We start from the raw sequence: 17,016 nt of genomic DNA on the forward strand, positions 1-17,016 counted from the left end.
CTGCCCGTCGCGGTGGGTGCCCTGCATGAAAACCGTTCGGGCCGCCGGTGGATGCGGCCCTTTTTTTGGAGATCCAACATGAAGTTCAACGCACGTCTTGTCCTGCTGACCCGCGCAGTGGAGCAGTCGGGGGTGGTCAATCTGCATTTCCGGCCGGAGGGCGAGAACCTTCTTCCGCAGATGGTGATCCCGGTATCGCCGCTGGATGCGCATGCCTTGAAGTTCGGGGCACTGTACCGGTTCGAGGCGATCGAGGTGGAAGAAGCGCTGCCCATTGAAACAGCCGCTGGCTGAGACCGGGCGGTTGCAGTGGTGCTGGATATGACCGGGTACTGACCCTTCACGGGCCAGGCGCCGCAGGCGGCAGCGGCGATTCAGGGCGCTGGCCCGAAGCCCGGTATACTGGCGCCCTTTCAGGCCCCGGCCCCCAGGAACCCCTGCCATGCCGGCAGGGGCCCAGGCCCCCAGAGTCCCGCGATTCCATGTCCCAGCTGAACCCCAAAGTCGGCTTCGTCAGCCTTGGCTGCCCGAAGGCCCTCGTCGATTCCGAGCGCATCCTCACCCAGCTCCGCTCGGAAGGCTACGACATCGTCCCGTCCTACGATTCGGCCGACGTGGTGGTGGTCAACACCTGTGGCTTCATCGATTCGGCGGTGACCGAGTCGCTGGATGCCATTGGCGAGGCGATGAACCAGAACGGCAAGGTCATCGTCACCGGCTGCCTGGGCAAGCGCCCTGAGCAGATCCGCGAGGCGTACCCCAACGTGCTGGCGGTGTCCGGCCCGCAGGATTACCAGAGCGTGATGGAAGCGGTGCATGAAGCACTGCCGCCCAAGCACGATCCGTTCGTGGATCTGGTGCCCGACTACGGCATCAAGCTGACCCCGCGCCATTACGCCTACCTGAAGATTTCCGAAGGCTGCAACCACAAGTGCAGCTTCTGCATCATTCCGTCGATGCGCGGCAAGCTGGTCTCGCGCCCGGTGGATGAGGTGCTGCGCGAAGCCGAGCGCCTGGTGCGTGGTGGCGTGCGTGAGCTGCTGGTGGTTTCGCAGGACACCTCGGCCTACGGCGTGGACGTGAAGTACGCCGAGAAGATGTGGCGCGACAAGGCCTACCAGACCCGCCTGAAGGCGCTGTGCGAAGGCCTGTCCGAGCTGGATGCGTGGGTGCGCATGCACTACGTCTACCCGTATCCGCACGTGGACGAAGTGGTGCCGCTGATGGCCGAGAACCGCATCCTGCCGTACCTGGACATCCCGTTCCAGCATGCGAGTCCGCGCATCCTGCGCCTGATGAAGCGCCCCGGTGCGGTCGAGAAGACCCTGGAGCGCGTGCAGAACTGGCGCCGAATCGCGCCGGACATCACCGTGCGTTCGACCTTCATCGTCGGCTTCCCGGGCGAGACCGAGTCCGAGTTCGAAGAACTGCTGTCGTTCCTCGACGAAGCGCAGCTGGATCGCGTGGGCGCGTTCGCCTATTCGCCGGTCGAGGGGGCCACCGCCAACGATCTGCCCGATGCTGTGCCGGAGGAAGTGAAGCAGGAGCGTCTGTCCCGCTTCATGGAGAAGCAGGCGCAGATCTCCGCCTCACGCCTGGAGGCCAAGATCGGCACCGTGCAGCAGTGCCTGGTCGACGCCATCGAAGGCGATATCGCCGTGGCCCGTTCCAGGGCCGATGCGCCGGAGATCGACGGACTGGTGCACATCCAGAACGCCGACCAGGTGCCGCTGCGCGTGGGCGACTTCGTCGACGTGGAAATCACCGAGAGCGACGAGCACGACCTGTACGGTGACGCGCTGCCCGCCGCTACCCGCCCGGCATTCGACCTCAAGATGCTGTGACCGCAGCGACGACCGCCGCCAGTGACGGGGGCGGCGTCCGGCGCTTCGTACCGCCGCCACGTGCGGCGATCGATCCGCAGGTGTTCGCGCAGCCGCTGTTTGCCGGGCTGCAGGATTTCCGTGATCTGCTGGATGGCCCCCACTGGCCGTCCATCGCGGCGCTTGACGCACGCCTGTCCCTGCCGGGTTGGCAGCTGGTCGAACAGGATGCCGCGTTGCTGGCCGATGGCCTGCACTACGAGGCCCGCATCGCGCAGGGGCGCATCGCCACCCGTGCCGACAACTGGCACGACCTGTTCAACGCGCTGGTGTGGGCCTCCCACCCGCAGCTCAAGCGGGCACTCAACGTGCAGCAGTGCCGGCATATCGAAGCCATGCCACCCGGCCAGCGCAACCGCGCGCAGGCCGCCTTGACCCAGTTCGACGAAACCGGCGTGATCGTGCGTGTGGGGGATGTCACGTTGCTGCGCGCGTGGGATGGGCATGACTGGCCTGCGTTGTTCGAGCCAACGCGCTGGCAGAGCGGTGACATCGCCATTGCCACGGTATTCGGGCACGCGTTGATGGAACAGGCACTGCTGCCGGGGCGATTGCTGGTGGGCAAGTGCGTGGTGGTGCAGGGTGATGCCGATGCTGCCTGCGTTGACGCGGTGACTGCGGCCATTGCCGAAGGCAGGGCAGTGACCGATCCGCTGCAGCTGCGGCCCCTGCCGTTGGCCGGTGTTCCTGGCTGGCACGGCGTGCAGGATTCCGCCTTCTATCGCAATGCCGGGTATTTCCGCCCGTTGCGCGCAGGGCGCACATACCCGCCGCCGTTGTAGAGCCGAGCCCATGCTCGGCTGCGTTTGCCCATCAGACGAGCATGGGCTCGGCTCTACAACGGCAGCGAGGTCGGGCATGACTCGACTCTACAACGGCGCGTACTCCACCCCGATCACCGCAAAGGTGAATTGCCCGCCGGGCAGCTCCACCGAGAATTCATCATCCAGTCGCTTCTTCAGCAGCGCCCGCGCCAACGGCGAATCGATGCTGATCCAGCCCAGCCCGGCATCGGTCTCATCCGGCCCGACAATGCGATAGCGGCTGGTCTCGCCACTGTCCACATTCTCCAGTTCCACCCATGCGCCGAAGAACACCGCCAGCGGGTCGGTCGGCGTGGTGTCGACCACGCGCAGTGATTCCAGCCGCTTGGTCAGGTAGCGCACGCGACGGTCGATCTCGCCCAGCTGCTTCTTGCGATAGGTGTATTCGGCGTTCTCGGAGCGGTCACCTTCCGCGGCGGCCGCGGCCAGTGCCTTCACCACCTCCGGGCGGCGCACGCGCCACAGCTCATCCAGTTCGGCCTTCAGCCGGGCATGCCCGGAGGCGGTGATCAGGGCCGTGCTTTTTTCTGCGGGGGGGCGCCAACGCGACATGCAATACGACTTCTTTTCTGGATGACGAACGGGAGAGCGGGGTCAGATCCCTTTCCAGCGGAAAGGGCTCTGACCCCGGCCGTGGCAGATCAACGCTTTCCGCCGAAGATGCCACCCAGGATGCCGCGCACGATCTGGTTGCCCAGCTTGGTGCCGACGGTGCGCGTGGTCTGCTTGGCCATCGTCTCGATCATGCCCTGGCGGCGCTTGGTGCCGAAGATCGCGTCCTTGATCGCCTGGCCGAAACCGCCTTCCTGCGCTTCGTCCTGCTCGCGGCTGCGCGCGGCCGGCGCCTGCGCCTGTTCGACAGTCTTCTGTGCACGCTGGGCCAGCAGTTCGGCGGCCGATTCGCGGTTGATCGCGGTGTCGTAGCGACTGCCGACCGGGCTGCCGGCACGCACCTGGGCGCGTTCGGCTTCGGTGATCGGCCCCATCCGGCAGCGTGGCGGCGCGATCATGGTCTGCTGCACCGGCATCGGGATGCCCTTGTCCTGCAGCGTGGAGACCAGGGCCTCACCAGTGCCGAGCTGGCTCAGTACCTTGGCCACGTCCAGCTTCGGGTTCGGCACGAAGGTTTCGGCCGCGGTCTTCACCGCCTTCTGGTCGCGCGGGGTGAACGCGCGCAGTGCGTGCTGCACGCGGTTGCCGAGCTGGCCGAGGATGTTGCCTGGCACGTCGTCGGGGAACTGCGAGCAGAAATACACGCCCACGCCCTTGGAGCGGATCAGGCGCACCACCTGCTCGATGCGCTGCACCAGCGATGGCGGCGCATCGTCGAACAGCAGGTGTGCCTCGTCGAAGATGAAGACCAGCTTCGGCTTGTCCAGGTCGCCCACTTCCGGCAGCTGCTCGAACAGCTCCGACAGCAGCCACAGCAGGAAGGTGGAGTACAGCTTGGGCTTGAGTACCAGCTGGTCGGCGGCGAGGATGCCGATCATGCCGCGGCCGTCGTGGTTGACGCGCATGATGTCGGCCAGCTCCAGCGCAGGTTCGCCGAAGAAGTGCTCGCCACCGTCCTGCGCCAGGCGCAGCACCGAACGCTGGATCGCGGCGATCGACTGCGCGCTGACCAGGCCGTACTCGGTGGAGATGTCCTTGCGCTCCTCGGCGACGAGGCCGAGCAGGGCGCGCAGGTCGTCCATGTCCAGCAGCAGCAGGCCGCGGTCGTCGGCCAGCTTGAACACGATGTCGAGCACGCCGGACTGGGTGTCGTTCAACTCGAGGATGCGCGCCAGCAGGGTCGGGCCCATTTCGCTGACGGTGGTGCGCACCGGGTGGCCCAGCTTGCCGTACAGGTCCCAGAAGAGGGTGGGGCTGGCGGCCGGCGCATAGTCGGCCACGCCGATCTCGGCGGCACGCTGGAGCAGGTTCTCGGCGCCGCTGCCGGGCACGGCCAGGCCGGAGACATCGCCCTTCACATCGGCCAGGAACACCGGCACGCCCAGTCGCGAGAAGCCCTCGGCCAGCGTCATCAGGGTCACGGTCTTGCCGGTACCGGTGGCGCCGGCCACCAGGCCGTGGCGGTTGCCGAGTTTCGGCAGCAGGGTGACGGCAATATCGTCGGTAATGCCTTTGCCGAGCAGAATCGGATCCATGGTCCAGCCCTTGTGATGAATAGCCCAATGTTAACCGCCGGCAGTGACGGTCCGAAGGTCGGCTTGCCCGGACCTTGGCGGCGCCGCTACTCTGCCTGCCTGTTTCGCACACAGTGCCATCAATGCCCGTTCCTGTCCTGATTTCCCGCGGTTGGCCGCTGCTGGCCCTGGCCGGCCTGGTTTCCCTGGCGCCCGACGCCCATGCGCAGCGGGTTTCGGCCCGGGACAAGGTGAAGGTGGATGCGCTGCAGCAGCGCATGACCGTCGCCGAAAAGCGCTACAGCGACGCCCTGCTGCTGGTCGCCAATGCCGACCCCAAGGGCAGCAACGAGGCCGACGCCGCGCTGGAGGACATGGAAGATGTCCTCAACGACTGCGTGAAGCAGAAGGGCTGCCAGATGGGCACCCTGCTGGCCAGCTACAAGCGCCTGCTCAAGCACGACGCCGATGCCGCTGCCAGCGATGACGTGGCCGACGAGGGGGGTGACCGCCTGGAAGCCGACCCGGATCACATCGGCCCGCTGACCGCGGATGTGCCCGAGGCCGCGCGCGCTGCCGCGCTGCTGAACGACAAGCGGCACGCCTTCGACAGCATGGTCGAGTACAACCCGGCGGTGCAGGCCGGCATCCGTCGCTGGCTGACCGACATGCGTCCTGCGCTGCTGACCAGCTACGAGAACTACCAGAACCTGCGCGCGGTGATGTGGCCGGAGTGGGAGAAGCGTGGCCTGCCCGAGGCGCTGCTGTTCGGCATCATGGCCAAGGAATCCAACGGCCGCGTGCACGCCTCCTCGCGTGCCGGCGCCGCCGGCCTGATGCAGTTCATGCCGGCCACTGGCCGTCGCTTCGGCCTCGGCCCGGATGGCACCGGCTTCGACACGCGCTTCGATGCGCGCAGCGCCGCCGAGGCCAGCGCCAGCTACCTCAACGAACGCCTGCGCGAACTGAACAACAACGTGGAAATGTCGGTGGCCGCCTACAACGGTGGCGAAGGCCGTGCCGCACGCGTGTTCAAGCAGAGCGCCGGCCAGAGCTTCTGGACCGACAGTGTCTACAACCAGTTCCCGGGCGAGACCAAGGACTATGTGCCGATGGTGATTGCCGCGGCCTGGATCTTCCTGCACCCGCAGCAGTATGGCGTCGAGTTCCCGAAGATCAGCGCGCAGCCGGCCACGCTGCGCCTGGCCAAGTCCACCACCATCTATGAACTGACCATCTGTCTGGGCAGCCACGGCACCCGTGATGGCTACATGCGCGCGCTGCGCAACCTCAACCCGCGCTATGAAGCCGATGGCTGGATTCCGGCCGGCACCCTGATCAACGCCACCACCCGCATCGCCGGGCTGTACCAGCGCAACTGCGTCAGTGGCCCGCGTGCCGACCTGGCCCGCACCCTGATCACCGCCGATCTGAACGCGGCGATCAAGCGCCCGACCGCGGCCAGCTACACCGGCAGCGTCGCCGTGGGCGGCGTGGTGCCGGTGGCCGACGCTGCGGCCTCTACCAGTGTGCCGACCACGCCGGTGGCGGCGGTGGCGACGCCTCGCCCGGCGCCGGCCGCGCGCCCGAAGCCGGTGCGCAGCCACAAGGTGGGCAAGGGCGAGACCCTGGGCGCCATCGCGGCGAAGTTCCAGTGCGACGTGCCGACCCTGGCCCGCGCCAACGGCCTGAAGGCCCCGGCCTACAGCCTGCGTCACGGCCAGACGCTGAAGCTGCAGGGCTGCGACAAGTAATTCCCCCGACCCCTGGAACCCGCATGGATCTCGAAGACACCCGCAACCTGTTCGCCAACCTCCGCGAAAACACCGACTGGGACATCAACGGCCCGTTGCTGTGGGGGTACTTCTTCGTGCACTCCACTGCTGAGCCGTTGCAGGCACTGGCAGAGCACCTGCAGGCGCAGGGCTACACCTTCGTGGAACTGTTCGAACAAGATCCGGAAGAGGGTGACGCGCCGTTCCACGTGCTGCATGTGGAGCGCGTGGAGATCCACGACGAAGCCTCGCTGGACCGTCGCAACCAGGAATTCGCAGCCCTGGCCGCGGAGAAGGGCGTGGAAGACTACGACGGCATGGACGTCGGCCCGGCCCCGGCCCTGCAGTAACGCGCGTACCGGTAGTGCCGGCCGCTGGCCGGCATCCCGTTGTGGAAAAGGGGACGGAGGGGATTAAGTCGTTTATGCATAAACGACTTAATCCCCTCCGTCCCCTTTTTATCAGCGCAGCTTCGCCAGGGCCTGGCCCAGCTGTACCGGGCTTTCGGCGCCCAGCTGCGGGGCGAATTCGGCCACGCCCGGCGGCAGCAGCACGATCACGGTCGAGCCATAGTTGAAGCGTGCCATCTCGGCAAAACGCTCCAGCCTGATGCCCTGGCCGCGGTAGTCCTTGCGGGTGATGCGGTCGCCGTAGTGCGGAATCTCCTCGCCGCTCCACACGGTTTCCACGCCGGACACCAGCAGTGCACCGACCATCACGCTGACCATCGGGCCGAAGCTGGTATCGAAATGGCAGACCAGGCGTTCGTTGCGTGCGAACAGGCGCGGTACGCCGTTGACGGCCGCCGGGCCGACACTGAACAGGCGCCCTGGCACGTGCACGGTTTCACGCAGGGTGCCGGTCCAGGGCATGTGCACGCGGTGGTAGTCGCGCGGGGACAGGTACACGGTGGCGTACAGGCCGTCGTTGTACGGCTTGGCATCCTCGTCGCCGCCCAGCAGTTCGGCGGCGGTGAACGACTGGCCCTTGGCCTGGAAAATGCGGCCGGCCTCGATCCTGCCGAGCTGGCTGATGCGGCCGTCGGCCGGCATCACCAGGCTGCGCGGATCGGCATCGGCCACGCGTGCGCCCGGCTTCAGCGCACGGGTGAAGAACTGGTTGAAGGTCGCATAGCTGCGCGGGTCCGGGTTGGCCGCTTCGTCCAGGTTGACGTTGAACTTGCGGGTGACCGTGTCGATCAGCCAGCGCGACACGCGCGGATCGTCCGAGTACGCCAGCGAACGCGCCATCGAGGACAGCAGGCGGTGGGGCAGGGCATACGTCAGGGCGGTGGTGAGGCTCATGGGGCGGTTTTCTCGGTCAGCTTCTGCAGGTCGCGGGCGATCGCCGGCGCGTTGAACGGGGGGCGTACCAGGCCGGCGAGGCGGCCCTGCGGGTCGAGCACGGCCAGGCTGGCCGAATGCTCGACGGTGTAATCCTCGGGGTTCTCGTCGAAATGCTTGCCCGGCACCTTCTGGAACACGAAGCCCAACGAGGTGGCGAAGCGCTCCAGCGAGGGAACGTCAGCGGTGGCGGCCAGGGTGTCCTTGTGGAAGCCGTGCACGTACTCGCCCAGCCGGGTGGCGCTGTCGCGGTCGGGGTCGACCGAGATGAACAGCACGCGTGGGCGCAGGCTGTCGGGCAGGGCTTCCCACTGGTTCTGCGCGCCGGCCAGCGCGGCCAGCGTGGTCGGGCAGACGTCCGGGCAGAAGGTGAAGCCCAGGAACACCAGGGTCCAGTGGCCCTTCAGTTCGCCCGGGATCAGGCGGGTGCCGTCGGACTGGGCCAGGTTGAAGTCGGGCAGTTCGCGCGGCTGCGGGTACAGCGTGATCGCTTCGGTGGCCGGGGCATTGGCCGGCGGCTTCGGCGCGAACACCTGCTGGGCGGCCAGCAGGCCGAGACCCGCCGCCAGGGCGATCAGCAGGATGATGCCGGCGTTGCGATTGAACATGGGGGCTCCCGCGCGAAGTGGGCCCCATCATACCGGCTGTGGCCCGAATCGTTTCCGCCGCAACGGATGCCGCCACGGGCGCCAGCCCCTATAATCGGGGGCCACTTTGCCCGCAGTACCGCCATGACCGCTGAAACGGCCGCCGAACTCCACACGATCATCGATCTGATCCGCTACGGCACCAGCCGTTTCAACGAAGCCGGGCTGACCTTCGGGCACAGCTACGACAACGCGCTGGACGAGGCCACCCAGCTGGTGCTGCACAGCCTGCACCTGCCGCACGACCTCGGCCCGGCCTACGGCCAGGCGCGCCTGCTGCAGGCCGAAAAGCTGCGCGTGCTGGAGCTGTTCCAGCGCCGCATCGATGAACGCATCCCGGCCGCCTACCTGACCGGTGAGGCCTGGTTTGCAGGATTGAGCTTCAAGAGCGACAAGCGCGCCCTGGTACCGCGCTCGCCGATCGCCGAACTGATCGAATGCGGCTTCGAGCCGTGGCTGGCCGGCCGCGACGTGTACCGTGCACTGGACCTGTGCACCGGTTCGGGCTGCATCGCCATCGCCATGGGCCACTACTACCCGAACTGGCAGGTGGACGGCGTCGACCTGAGCGACGATGCACTGTCGCTGGCCGAAGAAAACAAGGAGCGCCTGCAGGCGCACAACGTCACCCTGATCAAGTCGGACCTGTTCAACGGCCTGTCCGGCCGCCACTACGACCTGATCGTCACCAATCCGCCATACGTCACCAACGACGAGACCGATGCCCTGCCGCAGGAATACTCCTACGAGCCGGAGATGGGCCTGCGTGCCGGCGACGACGGCCTGGACCTGGTGCTGAAGATCCTGCGCGATGCCCCGCTGCACCTGAGCGAGGACGGCCTGCTGATCTGTGAAGTGGGCGAATCCGAGCAGCATCTGGTCAAGCTGCTGCCGGAAGTCGATTTCGCCTGGATCGAATTCAAGGTCGGCCAGATGGGTATCTTCGCGGTTGAATGCCGCGAGCTGATCGCCCACAGCGCACGCATCACCGAACTGGCGGCGCAGCGCCCGTGAGCTCCAATTCGTTCGGCAAGCTGTTCACCGTCACCACGTTCGGCGAGTCGCACGGGCCGGCCATCGGCTGCGTGATCGATGGCTGCCCGCCGGGGCTGGCGCTGGACGCGGCCGAATTCGCCCACGACCTGCAGCGCCGCGCCACCGGCAAGAGCCGGCATACTTCGGCGCGGCGCGAGGCCGACGAGGTCGAGATCCTGTCCGGCGTGTACGAGGGCCTGACCACCGGCACCCCGATCGCGCTGCTGATCCGCAACACCGACCAGCGCAGCAAGGATTACGCCAACATCGGCCAGCAGTTCCGGCCGGGCCATGCCGACTACAGCTACTGGCACAAGTACGGCATCCGCGACCCGCGCGGTGGCGGCCGTTCCTCGGCACGCGAGACCACCATGCGCGTGGCCGCTGGCGTGGTCGCCAAGAAGTGGCTGGCCGAGCGCTTCGGCGTCACCGTGCGTGGCTACCTGTCGCAGCTGGGCGACATCACCCCGGCCGGTTTCGACTGGTCGGCGGTGGAAGACAACCCGTTCTTCTGGCCGCACGCTGCACAGGTGCCCGAACTGGAGGCGTACATGGACGCGCTGCGCAAGTCCGGAGATTCGGTCGGCGCGCGCGTGGACGTGGTCGCCGACAATGTGCCGCCGGGCTGGGGTGAGCCGATCTACGGCAAACTCGACGGTGAACTGGCTGCCGCGCTGATGAGCATCAACGCGGTGAAGGGCGTGGAGATCGGCGACGGTTTCGCCAGCGCCGCGCAGAAGGGCACCGAACACCGCGACCTGCTGACCCCGCAGGGCTTCGCCAGCAATCATGCGGGTGGCATCCTCGGTGGCATTTCCACCGGCCAGCCGGTGGTCGCCTCGATCGCGTTGAAGCCGACCTCCAGCCTGCGCCTGCCGGGCCCGTCGCTGGATACGTCCGGCAACGTGGTCGAGGTGGTCACCACCGGCCGCCACGACCCCTGCGTCGGCATCCGCGCCACCCCGATCGCCGAGGCGATGGTAGCGATGGTGCTGATGGACCAGGCGCTGCGCCACCGCGCGCAGTGCGGCGATGTCGGCACGATCACCCCGCGCATTCCCGGGCAGATCGATGGCTGACACGCGGCCGACCGTGTGGGTGAGCCAGCCGCTGATCGACGCGGCCATCGCGCCGCTGCGCGATCGCGTGCAGCTGCGCAGCACCGACACCGTCACCGCCTGGGCGCCGGACCAGATCGCCGAACAACTGGCCAGCGCCGACGGCGCGATCATCACGCTCAACGAGCGCATCGGCGCGGCCCAGGTGGCCGGCGCCGCGCAGCTGCGGGTGATCGCCAATGTCGGGGTGGGCTACAACAACCTGGACGTCGACGCGCTCAGCGCGGCCGGCATCCTGGCCAGCAACACACCGGACGTACTGACCGAAACCACCGCCGATCTCGGTTTCGCCCTGCTGATGGCCACCGCGCGCCGCATCACCGAGTCCGAGCGCTGGCTGCGCGAAGGGCAGTGGCAGCAGTGGTCGTTCCAGACCATGCTCGGTGCCGATATCCACGGCAGCACGCTGGGCATCCTTGGCATGGGCCGCATCGGCCAGGGCATCGCCCGTCGCGGCGCGCACGGTTTCGGCATGAAGGTGCTGTACCACAACCGGTCGCAGCTGCCGGCGGCGACCGAGGCGGAAGTGGGCGCGACCTATGTGGACCTGGATACGCTGCTGGCACAGTCCGATCACCTGCTGCTGGTGCTGCCGTACACGCCGGCCTCGCATCATCTGATCGATGCCGCCGCACTGGCGAAGATGAAGCCGTCGGCGACGCTGGTGAATATCGCCCGCGGTGGCCTGGTCGATGAGATCGCGCTGGCCGATGCGCTGGCCAACGGTCGCCTGGCTGCGGCGGGTCTGGATGTGTACGAAGGCGAGCCAACGGTACGCCCGGAACTGCTGGCGCTGCGCAACGTCGTGCTCACTCCGCATATCGGCAGCGCCTCGCTGGCCACGCGCACGGCGATGGTACAGCTGGCCGTGGATAATCTGCTTGCCGGGCTCGGCCTGGACGGCGGCCCGTCGCGGATGCCGAGCGCGATCAACGCTGACGCGGCGATGGCCGCGCGCGTGACGCTGGGCAAAAAAACCGGGAAACGATAGGGAACCTCCGCGCGCCCCGCTTGAGGAGGTTCCCCGAACCCAGCTGTCGTGCGTGTTTTTCCCCATTCCCGTTTTCGTGAGAGTTCCCCCATGAGCAATGCACAGCGCAGTTTCCACGTCGCCGTCGTCGGTGCCACCGGCGCCGTCGGCGAGACCATGTTGTCGATCCTGGCCGAGCGTGATTTCCCGGTCGGTACCCTGAGCGTCCTGGCCTCCGAGCGTTCGGCCGGTGGCGAGATCGAGTTCAACGGCCAGAAGGTCACGGTCCAGGACCTGGCCACCTTCGATCCGGCCGGCGTCGAGATCGCGCTGTTCTCGGCCGGTGGCAGCGTGTCCAAGGAATACGCACCGAAGTTCGCCGCCGCAGGTGCGGTGGTGATCGACAACTCCTCGGCCTTCCGTTACGACGATGACGTGCCGCTGGTGGTGTCCGAAGTCAACCCGGAACAGGTCGCCAACCGTCCGCGCGGCATCATCGCCAATCCGAACTGCTCGACCATGCAGATGCTGGTGGCGCTGGCGCCGCTGCACCGCAAGTACGGCATCGAGCGCATCAACGTCTCCACCTACCAGTCGGTGTCCGGCGGTGGTCGTTCGGCCACCGAGGAGCTGGGCAAGCAGACCGGCCAGCTGCTGAGCTTCCAGGAGATCGATCCGCAGCGCTTCCCGGTGCAGATCGCCTTCAACCTGATCCCGCACATCGACGACTTCCAGGACAACGGCTTCACCAAGGAAGAAATGAAGCTGATCTGGGAGACCCGCAAGATCCTCGGCGACGACAGCATCCTGGTGAACCCGACTGCAGTGCGCGTGCCGGTGTTCTACGGCCATTCCGAGTCGGTGGCGATCGAAACCCGCGACAAGGTCACCGTGGCCGAAGCACGTGCGCTGCTGGAGCAGTCGCCGGGCATCGAAGTGGTGGACCGTCACGAGGCCGGTGGCTACCCGACCCCGGTCACCCACGCCTCGGGCACCGACGCGGTGTACGTCGGCCGCATCCGTGAGGACCTGTCGCACCCGCGCGGCCTGAACCTGTGGATCGTATCGGACAACGTGCGCAAGGGCGCCGCCCTGAATGCCGTGCAGCTGGCCGAGCTGGTCGCCGCCGAGCAGCGCTGATCACAGCGGTTGCCTCACCGGTAGTGCCGGCCGCTGGCCGGCATTGCCGTGATGGCACGTGCGTGTCTGCCGGCCAGCGGCCGGCACTACCGAAGGTCCCCATGGGTGGGTGCGGACCGCGGTCCGCACGCTTTATAGTGTCGCCATGAATAAACGGGCCAGGGGCGCAAAGCGCCCCCTCCTCTATCTTTCCACCGCGCTGCTGGCCCTGGCCAGCAGTTCGGCGCTTGCCCTGGGCTTGGGCGACATCCGTGTCCTGTCCAAGCCGGGCCAGCCCCTGCTGGCCGAAATCCCGGTGGTCTCGGCCGATCCGTCCGAGCTGGAGAACCTGCGTGTCGCGTTGGCCTCACCGGTCACCTTCGAGCGCGTCGGCCTGCAGCGGCCGACCGGGCTGGTCGGCGAACTGCAGTTCGAACTGACCCGCAATGCGCAGGGCAGGGCAGTGGTGCGGGTGACCTCGCAGACGCCGGTCGAGACCCCGTCGCTGAGCTTCCTGATCGAGGCGGACTGGGGCCAGGGCCGCCTGGTGCGCGAGTACTCGGCGCTGGTCGATGCACCGTCCAGCGCACTGGCCGTGGCCGAGCCGGAAATCGTTGCACCCTCAGGTACGCTCTCCAACACCATCGCCCGTGAGGCCGCCCCGGCGCCCGCCGCCGCGGAGAGCGTGAGCGCGCCTGCGCCGTCCACCGCCACCACGCCGGCACCCGCACCGGCTCGCCCGCGTGCAGTGGCTGCACCCGCTGCCGCACCGGCAGCCGATGGCAGCGTTACCGTCCAGCGTGGGCAGACCTTGTCGCAGATCGCCAGCGTGGTGGCCCGCGGCAACCAGGTCAGCCGCGACCGCGCAATGATTGCGCTGCTGCGGGCCAACCCGGAGGCCTTCATCCGTGGCAACGTCAACCTGCTCAGGCAGGGCGCCGTGCTGCGCATGCCCGGCAGCGATGCACTGGCGGCGGTCGATGCCGCCGAGGCCGCCGCGCTGGTGCGCGAGCATGCCGCACAGTGGCGTCAGGCGCGCACCGTGCCGCAACCGGCGGGTACTGTCGCCCCGGTCGCCACGGCGGGAACCACGAAGGCTTCTTCCCCGGCTGCGGCCACTGGGGCACGACTTGAAATCGCTCCGGCGCTGGCCTCCGACGCCGCGCACGCGGGCACAACCACCGGCACTGCAGCCGGCAGCGAGGGTGACATGCTGGGCAACGAACAACTGCGCCAGGCACGCGAGGACATCGCGACCCGCGATGCCGAGATCGGCGAGCTGAAGCAGCGGGTGGCCGACCTGGAAAAACTCAAGGAACAGCAGCAGTCGCTGATCGCGATGAAGGACAACGACCTGGCCGCGGCGCAGCAGCGCCTGGCGCAGGCACCGGCTGCCCGCGATGCGGCAACGCCGTGGTACTGGCTGGGTCTGCCGGTGCTGTTGCTGGCGGCCGGCGCGGCCTGGCTGCTGCGTCGTCGCAAGCCGTCGCCACTGCCGCCGCTGCGCGAGGAAGGCGACGCCGCCGGCCTGGCCGCTGCGGTACCGGCCGGCGCGGCGCTGGATACGCTGGCCGAGCAGTCTTCGTGGTCGACGGCGGTGTCCGACAGTGGCCGCCAGGAACCGGCGATGCCTGCCTGGGCGACCGAAGCCGAGGTGCAGGATGACGTGGCTGCCGAAGCGGTCGCCGACGTCGCCGCCCAGGCTGACTGGCAGGCGCAGACGCTGCGCGATGACGAAGTGGTGGAGCTGCCCGGGGCCGTGACCGACCTGCCGCGCTGGGACGAGCCGGTGGCCATGCAGGACACCCCCGTGCAGGATGAGCCGCCCGCGCAGGCGGTCCCTGACGAGATCGCAGTACCGGACTACGCGCTGCACGCCGAACAGCAGCCGCAGTTCCGCGGCGTGTTCGACCTGCCGGCCGAGCATCATGACGGCGGGGATTCGAGCGCGGCGCCGCACGACGCGCTGGCCGCGGCCGCGCATGAAGACGGTACTGCCGCGCCGGCCAGCGATGCCGGCTGGGCGCCGCGCGCCGGGCAGGAACGCCTGGAACTGGCCATCGCCTACCTCGACCTGGGCGATGCGCAGACCGCACGGACGTTGCTGCTGGAAGTGGCCGAGGGCGGCGACCTGCACTGCCAGGCCCAGGCTCGCGAACTGCTGGCCCGCCTGCCGTGACCGAACCCGCCGACAAGGACCGTGCCATGAGCCGCGAGCGCCGTATCGACTACGTTGAATTCGCCTCCAGTGACCCGGCCGACAGCCGCGCCTTCTTCGAAAAGGTGTTCGGGTGGTCGTTCGTCGACTATGGCAGCGATTACACCGCCTTCGACGATGGCCGCCTGCAGGGTGGCTTCTTCCGCGGCCAGCCGCAACGAGCCAGTGACAGCGGCGCGCCGCTGCTGGTGCTGTATGCCGACCAGCTGGCGCCCATCGAGGCAGCGGTGCGCGACGCTGGCGGTGAGATCGTACGGCCGGTGTTTTCTTTCCCCGGTGGCAGCCGCTTCCAGTTCGTCGAGCCCGGTGGCAACGAACTGGCGGTCTGGTCCGAACGCGATCCGGCCTGAGCGCCGCCCCTCCCGCAACATCGAGGTAGCACATGCGTTACGCGCTTGGCGTCGAGTATGACGGCAGCGATTTCAGGGGCTGGCAGAACCTGGGCGAGGGTGGTCCCAGCGTGCAGGCCAGCCTTGAGCAGGCCCTGTCGTCGGTGGCCGATGCGCCGCTGCAGGTGGTCTGTGCCGGCCGCACCGATGCCGGCGTGCACGGCCAGTGCCAGGTCGTGCATTTCGACACCGACGTGGTGCGCGATCCGCGCGCCTGGATGCTGGGCACCACCACCCGCCTGCCGCGCTCGATCGCGGTGCGCTGGTGCGTGCCCGTGGCCGATGATTTCCACGCCCGCTTCTCGGCGCGGGCACGCCGTTACCGTTATCGCCTGCTCAACCGCGAAGTGCGGCCGGCGCTGCAGCGGCAGACCCTCAGCTGGGAGCGCCGTGCGCTGGACGCGGGCCTGATGCATGCCGCCGGCCAGGCCCTGCTAGGCGAGAACGACTTCAGCGCGTTCCGCTCGGTGCAGTGCCAGGCGCTGCATGCACGGCGTGAACTGCAGTCGCTGCAGGTCAGCCGCCAGGGCGAGGTGATCGAGGTCGCCGTGCAGGGCAATGCATTCCTTCATCACATGGTCCGCAATATCGTCGGATCGCTGATCCTGGTGGGCAGTGGCGAGAAGCCGGTGGAATGGATCGCCGAACTGCTGGCCGGGCGCGATCGCACCGTAGCCGGTCCCACCGCACCGCCGCAGGGCCTGGTGTTCCTCGGGCCCCTGTACCCCGACAACTGGCATCTGCCCGCCGAGGTCACGCTATGAGCCGCTCCTACTACCGCACGCGCATCAAGTTCTGTGGCATGACCCGGGCCGGCGACGTCCGCCTGGCCGGTGAGCTGGGCGTGGACGCGGTGGGTTTCATCTTCGCCCGTGAAAGCAGCCGCCGGGTCGCTCCAGCCGAGGCACGCGCGATGCGCCAGGCGATCGCGCCCATGGTCGACGTGGTGGCGTTGTTCCGCAACAACAGCAAGGAAGAAGTGCGCGAGGTGCTGCGCACGGTACGACCGACCCTGCTGCAGTTCCACGGCGAGGAAGACGAGAGCTTCTGCCGCAGCTTCAACATGCCGTACCTGAAGGCGATCGCCATGGGCGGCCGTGAAGAGATCAACGCCCGCACCCTGCAGCTGCGCTATCCCAGCGCCGCCGGCTTCCTGTTCGACAGCCACGCGCCGGGCGGCGGTGGCGGCACCGGCGTGGCCTTTGACTGGGGCCGGATCCCGACCGGCCTGCATCGCCCGTTCCTGCTGGCCGGCGGCCTGAACCCGGAAAACGTCTACGACGCGGTGCTGGGTACCCTGCCGTGGGGCGTGGATGTCTCCAGTGGCATCGAACTGGAGCCGGGCATCAAGGACGGCTACAAGATGCGCACCTTCGTCGAGGAAGTGCGCCGCGCCGATTGCACGGTTCTCGAGTGATTGGCGTCACTATTTGCCGTGATTTGGACCTGGATTTGAGCCTGCACGCATTCTTCACATAGGATGGTCCCAAGCGCGCCTGCCATGAGGACTGGCGCGGGGATCGACGGGACGCGCGCGGCGCGCCCCGAACGGGTGGCCGCCGCCCACAG

The 17,016-nt window shown here is 67.9% G+C and carries 17 protein-coding genes; 13 read left to right on the top strand and 4 right to left on the bottom strand.

Annotated elements, in window-relative coordinates; translation table 11 throughout:
• Positions 1–78: 78 nt before the first annotated feature.
• The 3 genes from ACUVWL_RS02630 (at position 79) to ACUVWL_RS02640 (ending at position 2,665) form a co-directional block, all read left to right on the top strand.
• Positions 79–294, top strand: a complete 216-nt coding sequence (locus ACUVWL_RS02630; protein ID WP_241887545.1) for a hypothetical protein — start codon at positions 79–81, stop codon at positions 292–294.
• Positions 295–482: 188 nt separating this feature from the next.
• Positions 483–1,844, top strand: a complete 1,362-nt coding sequence (gene rimO, locus ACUVWL_RS02635; protein ID WP_445978791.1) for a 30S ribosomal protein S12 methylthiotransferase RimO — start codon at positions 483–485, stop codon at positions 1,842–1,844.
• Positions 1,841–2,665 (top strand): DUF3025 domain-containing protein, encoded by an 825-nt coding sequence (locus tag ACUVWL_RS02640; protein ID WP_445978792.1) that lies wholly within the window; start codon positions 1,841–1,843, stop codon positions 2,663–2,665. Before rimO ends, ACUVWL_RS02640 begins: the two co-directional genes overlap by 4 nt.
• Positions 2,666–2,752: 87 nt before the next feature.
• Here the strand turns inward: ACUVWL_RS02640 and greB are convergent, their stop codons facing one another.
• Complete coding sequence (greB, locus tag ACUVWL_RS02645; RefSeq protein ID WP_014647900.1) at positions 2,753–3,259, bottom strand: transcription elongation factor GreB; 507 nt, start codon at positions 3,257–3,259, stop codon at positions 2,753–2,755.
• A gap of 89 nt (positions 3,260–3,348) precedes the next feature.
• Complete coding sequence (locus ACUVWL_RS02650; RefSeq protein ID WP_046431840.1) at positions 3,349–4,854, bottom strand: helicase HerA-like domain-containing protein; 1,506 nt, start codon at positions 4,852–4,854, stop codon at positions 3,349–3,351.
• A 122-nt stretch (positions 4,855–4,976) separates the two neighbouring features.
• Here ACUVWL_RS02650 and ACUVWL_RS02655 point away from each other — a divergent pair, with 122 nt between their 5' ends.
• Together ACUVWL_RS02655 and ACUVWL_RS02660 are read left to right on the top strand one after the other, a co-directional pair.
• Positions 4,977–6,587, top strand: a complete 1,611-nt coding sequence (locus ACUVWL_RS02655) for a transglycosylase SLT domain-containing protein (RefSeq protein ID WP_014647898.1) — start codon at positions 4,977–4,979, stop codon at positions 6,585–6,587.
• Positions 6,588–6,610: 23 nt separating this feature from the next.
• Positions 6,611–6,958, top strand: a complete 348-nt coding sequence (locus tag ACUVWL_RS02660) for a ribonuclease E inhibitor RraB (RefSeq protein WP_046431838.1) — start codon at positions 6,611–6,613, stop codon at positions 6,956–6,958.
• Between the two features lie 111 nt (positions 6,959–7,069).
• Here the strand turns inward: ACUVWL_RS02660 and asd are convergent, their stop codons facing one another.
• Both asd and ACUVWL_RS02670 read right to left on the bottom strand, forming a co-directional pair.
• Positions 7,070–7,912, bottom strand: a complete 843-nt coding sequence (gene asd, locus ACUVWL_RS02665) for an archaetidylserine decarboxylase (RefSeq protein ID WP_126411216.1) — start codon at positions 7,910–7,912, stop codon at positions 7,070–7,072.
• Positions 7,909–8,559 carry an SCO family protein gene (locus tag ACUVWL_RS02670; protein WP_014647895.1) on the bottom strand — a complete coding sequence of 217 codons (651 nt, stop codon included), beginning with the start codon at positions 8,557–8,559 and terminating at the stop codon, positions 7,909–7,911. Before ACUVWL_RS02670 ends, asd begins: the two co-directional genes overlap by 4 nt.
• 123 nt (positions 8,560–8,682) lie before the next feature.
• On the opposite strand from ACUVWL_RS02670, the gene prmB reads away from it, so the two are divergent.
• The 8 genes from prmB to ACUVWL_RS02710 all read left to right on the top strand — a co-directional run bounded on the left by prmB (position 8,683) and on the right by ACUVWL_RS02710 (position 16,864).
• The gene (gene prmB / locus ACUVWL_RS02675; RefSeq protein ID WP_014647894.1) at positions 8,683–9,612 is read left to right on the top strand and encodes a 50S ribosomal protein L3 N(5)-glutamine methyltransferase; all 930 of its coding nucleotides are present in this window, start codon (positions 8,683–8,685) and stop codon (positions 9,610–9,612) included.
• Positions 9,609–10,712 carry a chorismate synthase gene (aroC, locus tag ACUVWL_RS02680; protein ID WP_014647893.1) on the top strand — a complete coding sequence of 368 codons (1,104 nt, stop codon included), beginning with the start codon at positions 9,609–9,611 and terminating at the stop codon, positions 10,710–10,712. Before prmB ends, aroC begins: the two co-directional genes overlap by 4 nt.
• A complete protein-coding gene (locus tag ACUVWL_RS02685; RefSeq protein WP_445978793.1) occupies positions 10,705–11,742 on the top strand; it encodes a 2-hydroxyacid dehydrogenase in 1,038 nt (345 codons plus the stop codon). The genes aroC and ACUVWL_RS02685 overlap by 8 nt, the downstream gene beginning before the upstream one ends.
• Before the next feature lie 90 nt (positions 11,743–11,832).
• On the top strand, positions 11,833–12,861 hold the full coding sequence (locus ACUVWL_RS02690; protein ID WP_014647891.1) for an aspartate-semialdehyde dehydrogenase: 1,029 nt from the start codon (positions 11,833–11,835) through the stop codon (positions 12,859–12,861).
• Between the two features lie 145 nt (positions 12,862–13,006).
• Entirely contained in the window at positions 13,007–15,019 is a 2,013-nt protein-coding gene (locus ACUVWL_RS02695; RefSeq protein WP_445978794.1) for a FimV/HubP family polar landmark protein, read from the top strand.
• Between the two features lie 26 nt (positions 15,020–15,045).
• Positions 15,046–15,408, top strand: coding sequence for a VOC family protein (locus ACUVWL_RS02700; RefSeq protein WP_014647889.1), 363 nt, complete (start codon positions 15,046–15,048; stop codon positions 15,406–15,408).
• A gap of 32 nt (positions 15,409–15,440) precedes the next feature.
• Positions 15,441–16,211, top strand: a complete 771-nt coding sequence (gene truA, locus ACUVWL_RS02705; protein WP_014647888.1) for a tRNA pseudouridine(38-40) synthase TruA — start codon at positions 15,441–15,443, stop codon at positions 16,209–16,211.
• The gene (locus ACUVWL_RS02710; protein ID WP_014647887.1) at positions 16,208–16,864 is read left to right on the top strand and encodes a phosphoribosylanthranilate isomerase; all 657 of its coding nucleotides are present in this window, start codon (positions 16,208–16,210) and stop codon (positions 16,862–16,864) included. The genes truA and ACUVWL_RS02710 overlap by 4 nt, the downstream gene beginning before the upstream one ends.
• The last annotated feature ends 152 nt before the right edge of the window (positions 16,865–17,016 follow it).

The sequence above is a fragment of the Stenotrophomonas muris genome (genome assembly GCF_052751275.1).

Coding starts and splice junctions, on each gene's coding strand:
- ACUVWL_RS02630 (WP_241887545.1), top strand. CDS start 79: ATGAAGTTCAACGCACGTCTTGTCCTGCTGACCCGCGCAGTGGAGCAG.
- rimO (WP_445978791.1), top strand. CDS start 483: ATGTCCCAGCTGAACCCCAAAGTCGGCTTCGTCAGCCTTGGCTGCCCG.
- greB (WP_014647900.1), bottom strand. CDS start 3,259: ATGTCGCGTTGGCGCCCCCCCGCAGAAAAAAGCACGGCCCTGATCACC.
- ACUVWL_RS02650 (WP_046431840.1), bottom strand. CDS start 4,854: ATGGATCCGATTCTGCTCGGCAAAGGCATTACCGACGATATTGCCGTC.
- ACUVWL_RS02655 (WP_014647898.1), top strand. CDS start 4,977: ATGCCCGTTCCTGTCCTGATTTCCCGCGGTTGGCCGCTGCTGGCCCTG.
- ACUVWL_RS02660 (WP_046431838.1), top strand. CDS start 6,611: ATGGATCTCGAAGACACCCGCAACCTGTTCGCCAACCTCCGCGAAAAC.
- asd (WP_126411216.1), bottom strand. CDS start 7,912: ATGAGCCTCACCACCGCCCTGACGTATGCCCTGCCCCACCGCCTGCTG.
- ACUVWL_RS02670 (WP_014647895.1), bottom strand. CDS start 8,559: ATGTTCAATCGCAACGCCGGCATCATCCTGCTGATCGCCCTGGCGGCG.
- prmB (WP_014647894.1), top strand. CDS start 8,683: ATGACCGCTGAAACGGCCGCCGAACTCCACACGATCATCGATCTGATC.
- ACUVWL_RS02685 (WP_445978793.1), top strand. CDS start 10,705: ATGGCTGACACGCGGCCGACCGTGTGGGTGAGCCAGCCGCTGATCGAC.
- ACUVWL_RS02690 (WP_014647891.1), top strand. CDS start 11,833: ATGAGCAATGCACAGCGCAGTTTCCACGTCGCCGTCGTCGGTGCCACC.
- ACUVWL_RS02695 (WP_445978794.1), top strand. CDS start 13,007: ATGAATAAACGGGCCAGGGGCGCAAAGCGCCCCCTCCTCTATCTTTCC.
- ACUVWL_RS02700 (WP_014647889.1), top strand. CDS start 15,046: ATGAGCCGCGAGCGCCGTATCGACTACGTTGAATTCGCCTCCAGTGAC.
- truA (WP_014647888.1), top strand. CDS start 15,441: ATGCGTTACGCGCTTGGCGTCGAGTATGACGGCAGCGATTTCAGGGGC.
- ACUVWL_RS02710 (WP_014647887.1), top strand. CDS start 16,208: ATGAGCCGCTCCTACTACCGCACGCGCATCAAGTTCTGTGGCATGACC.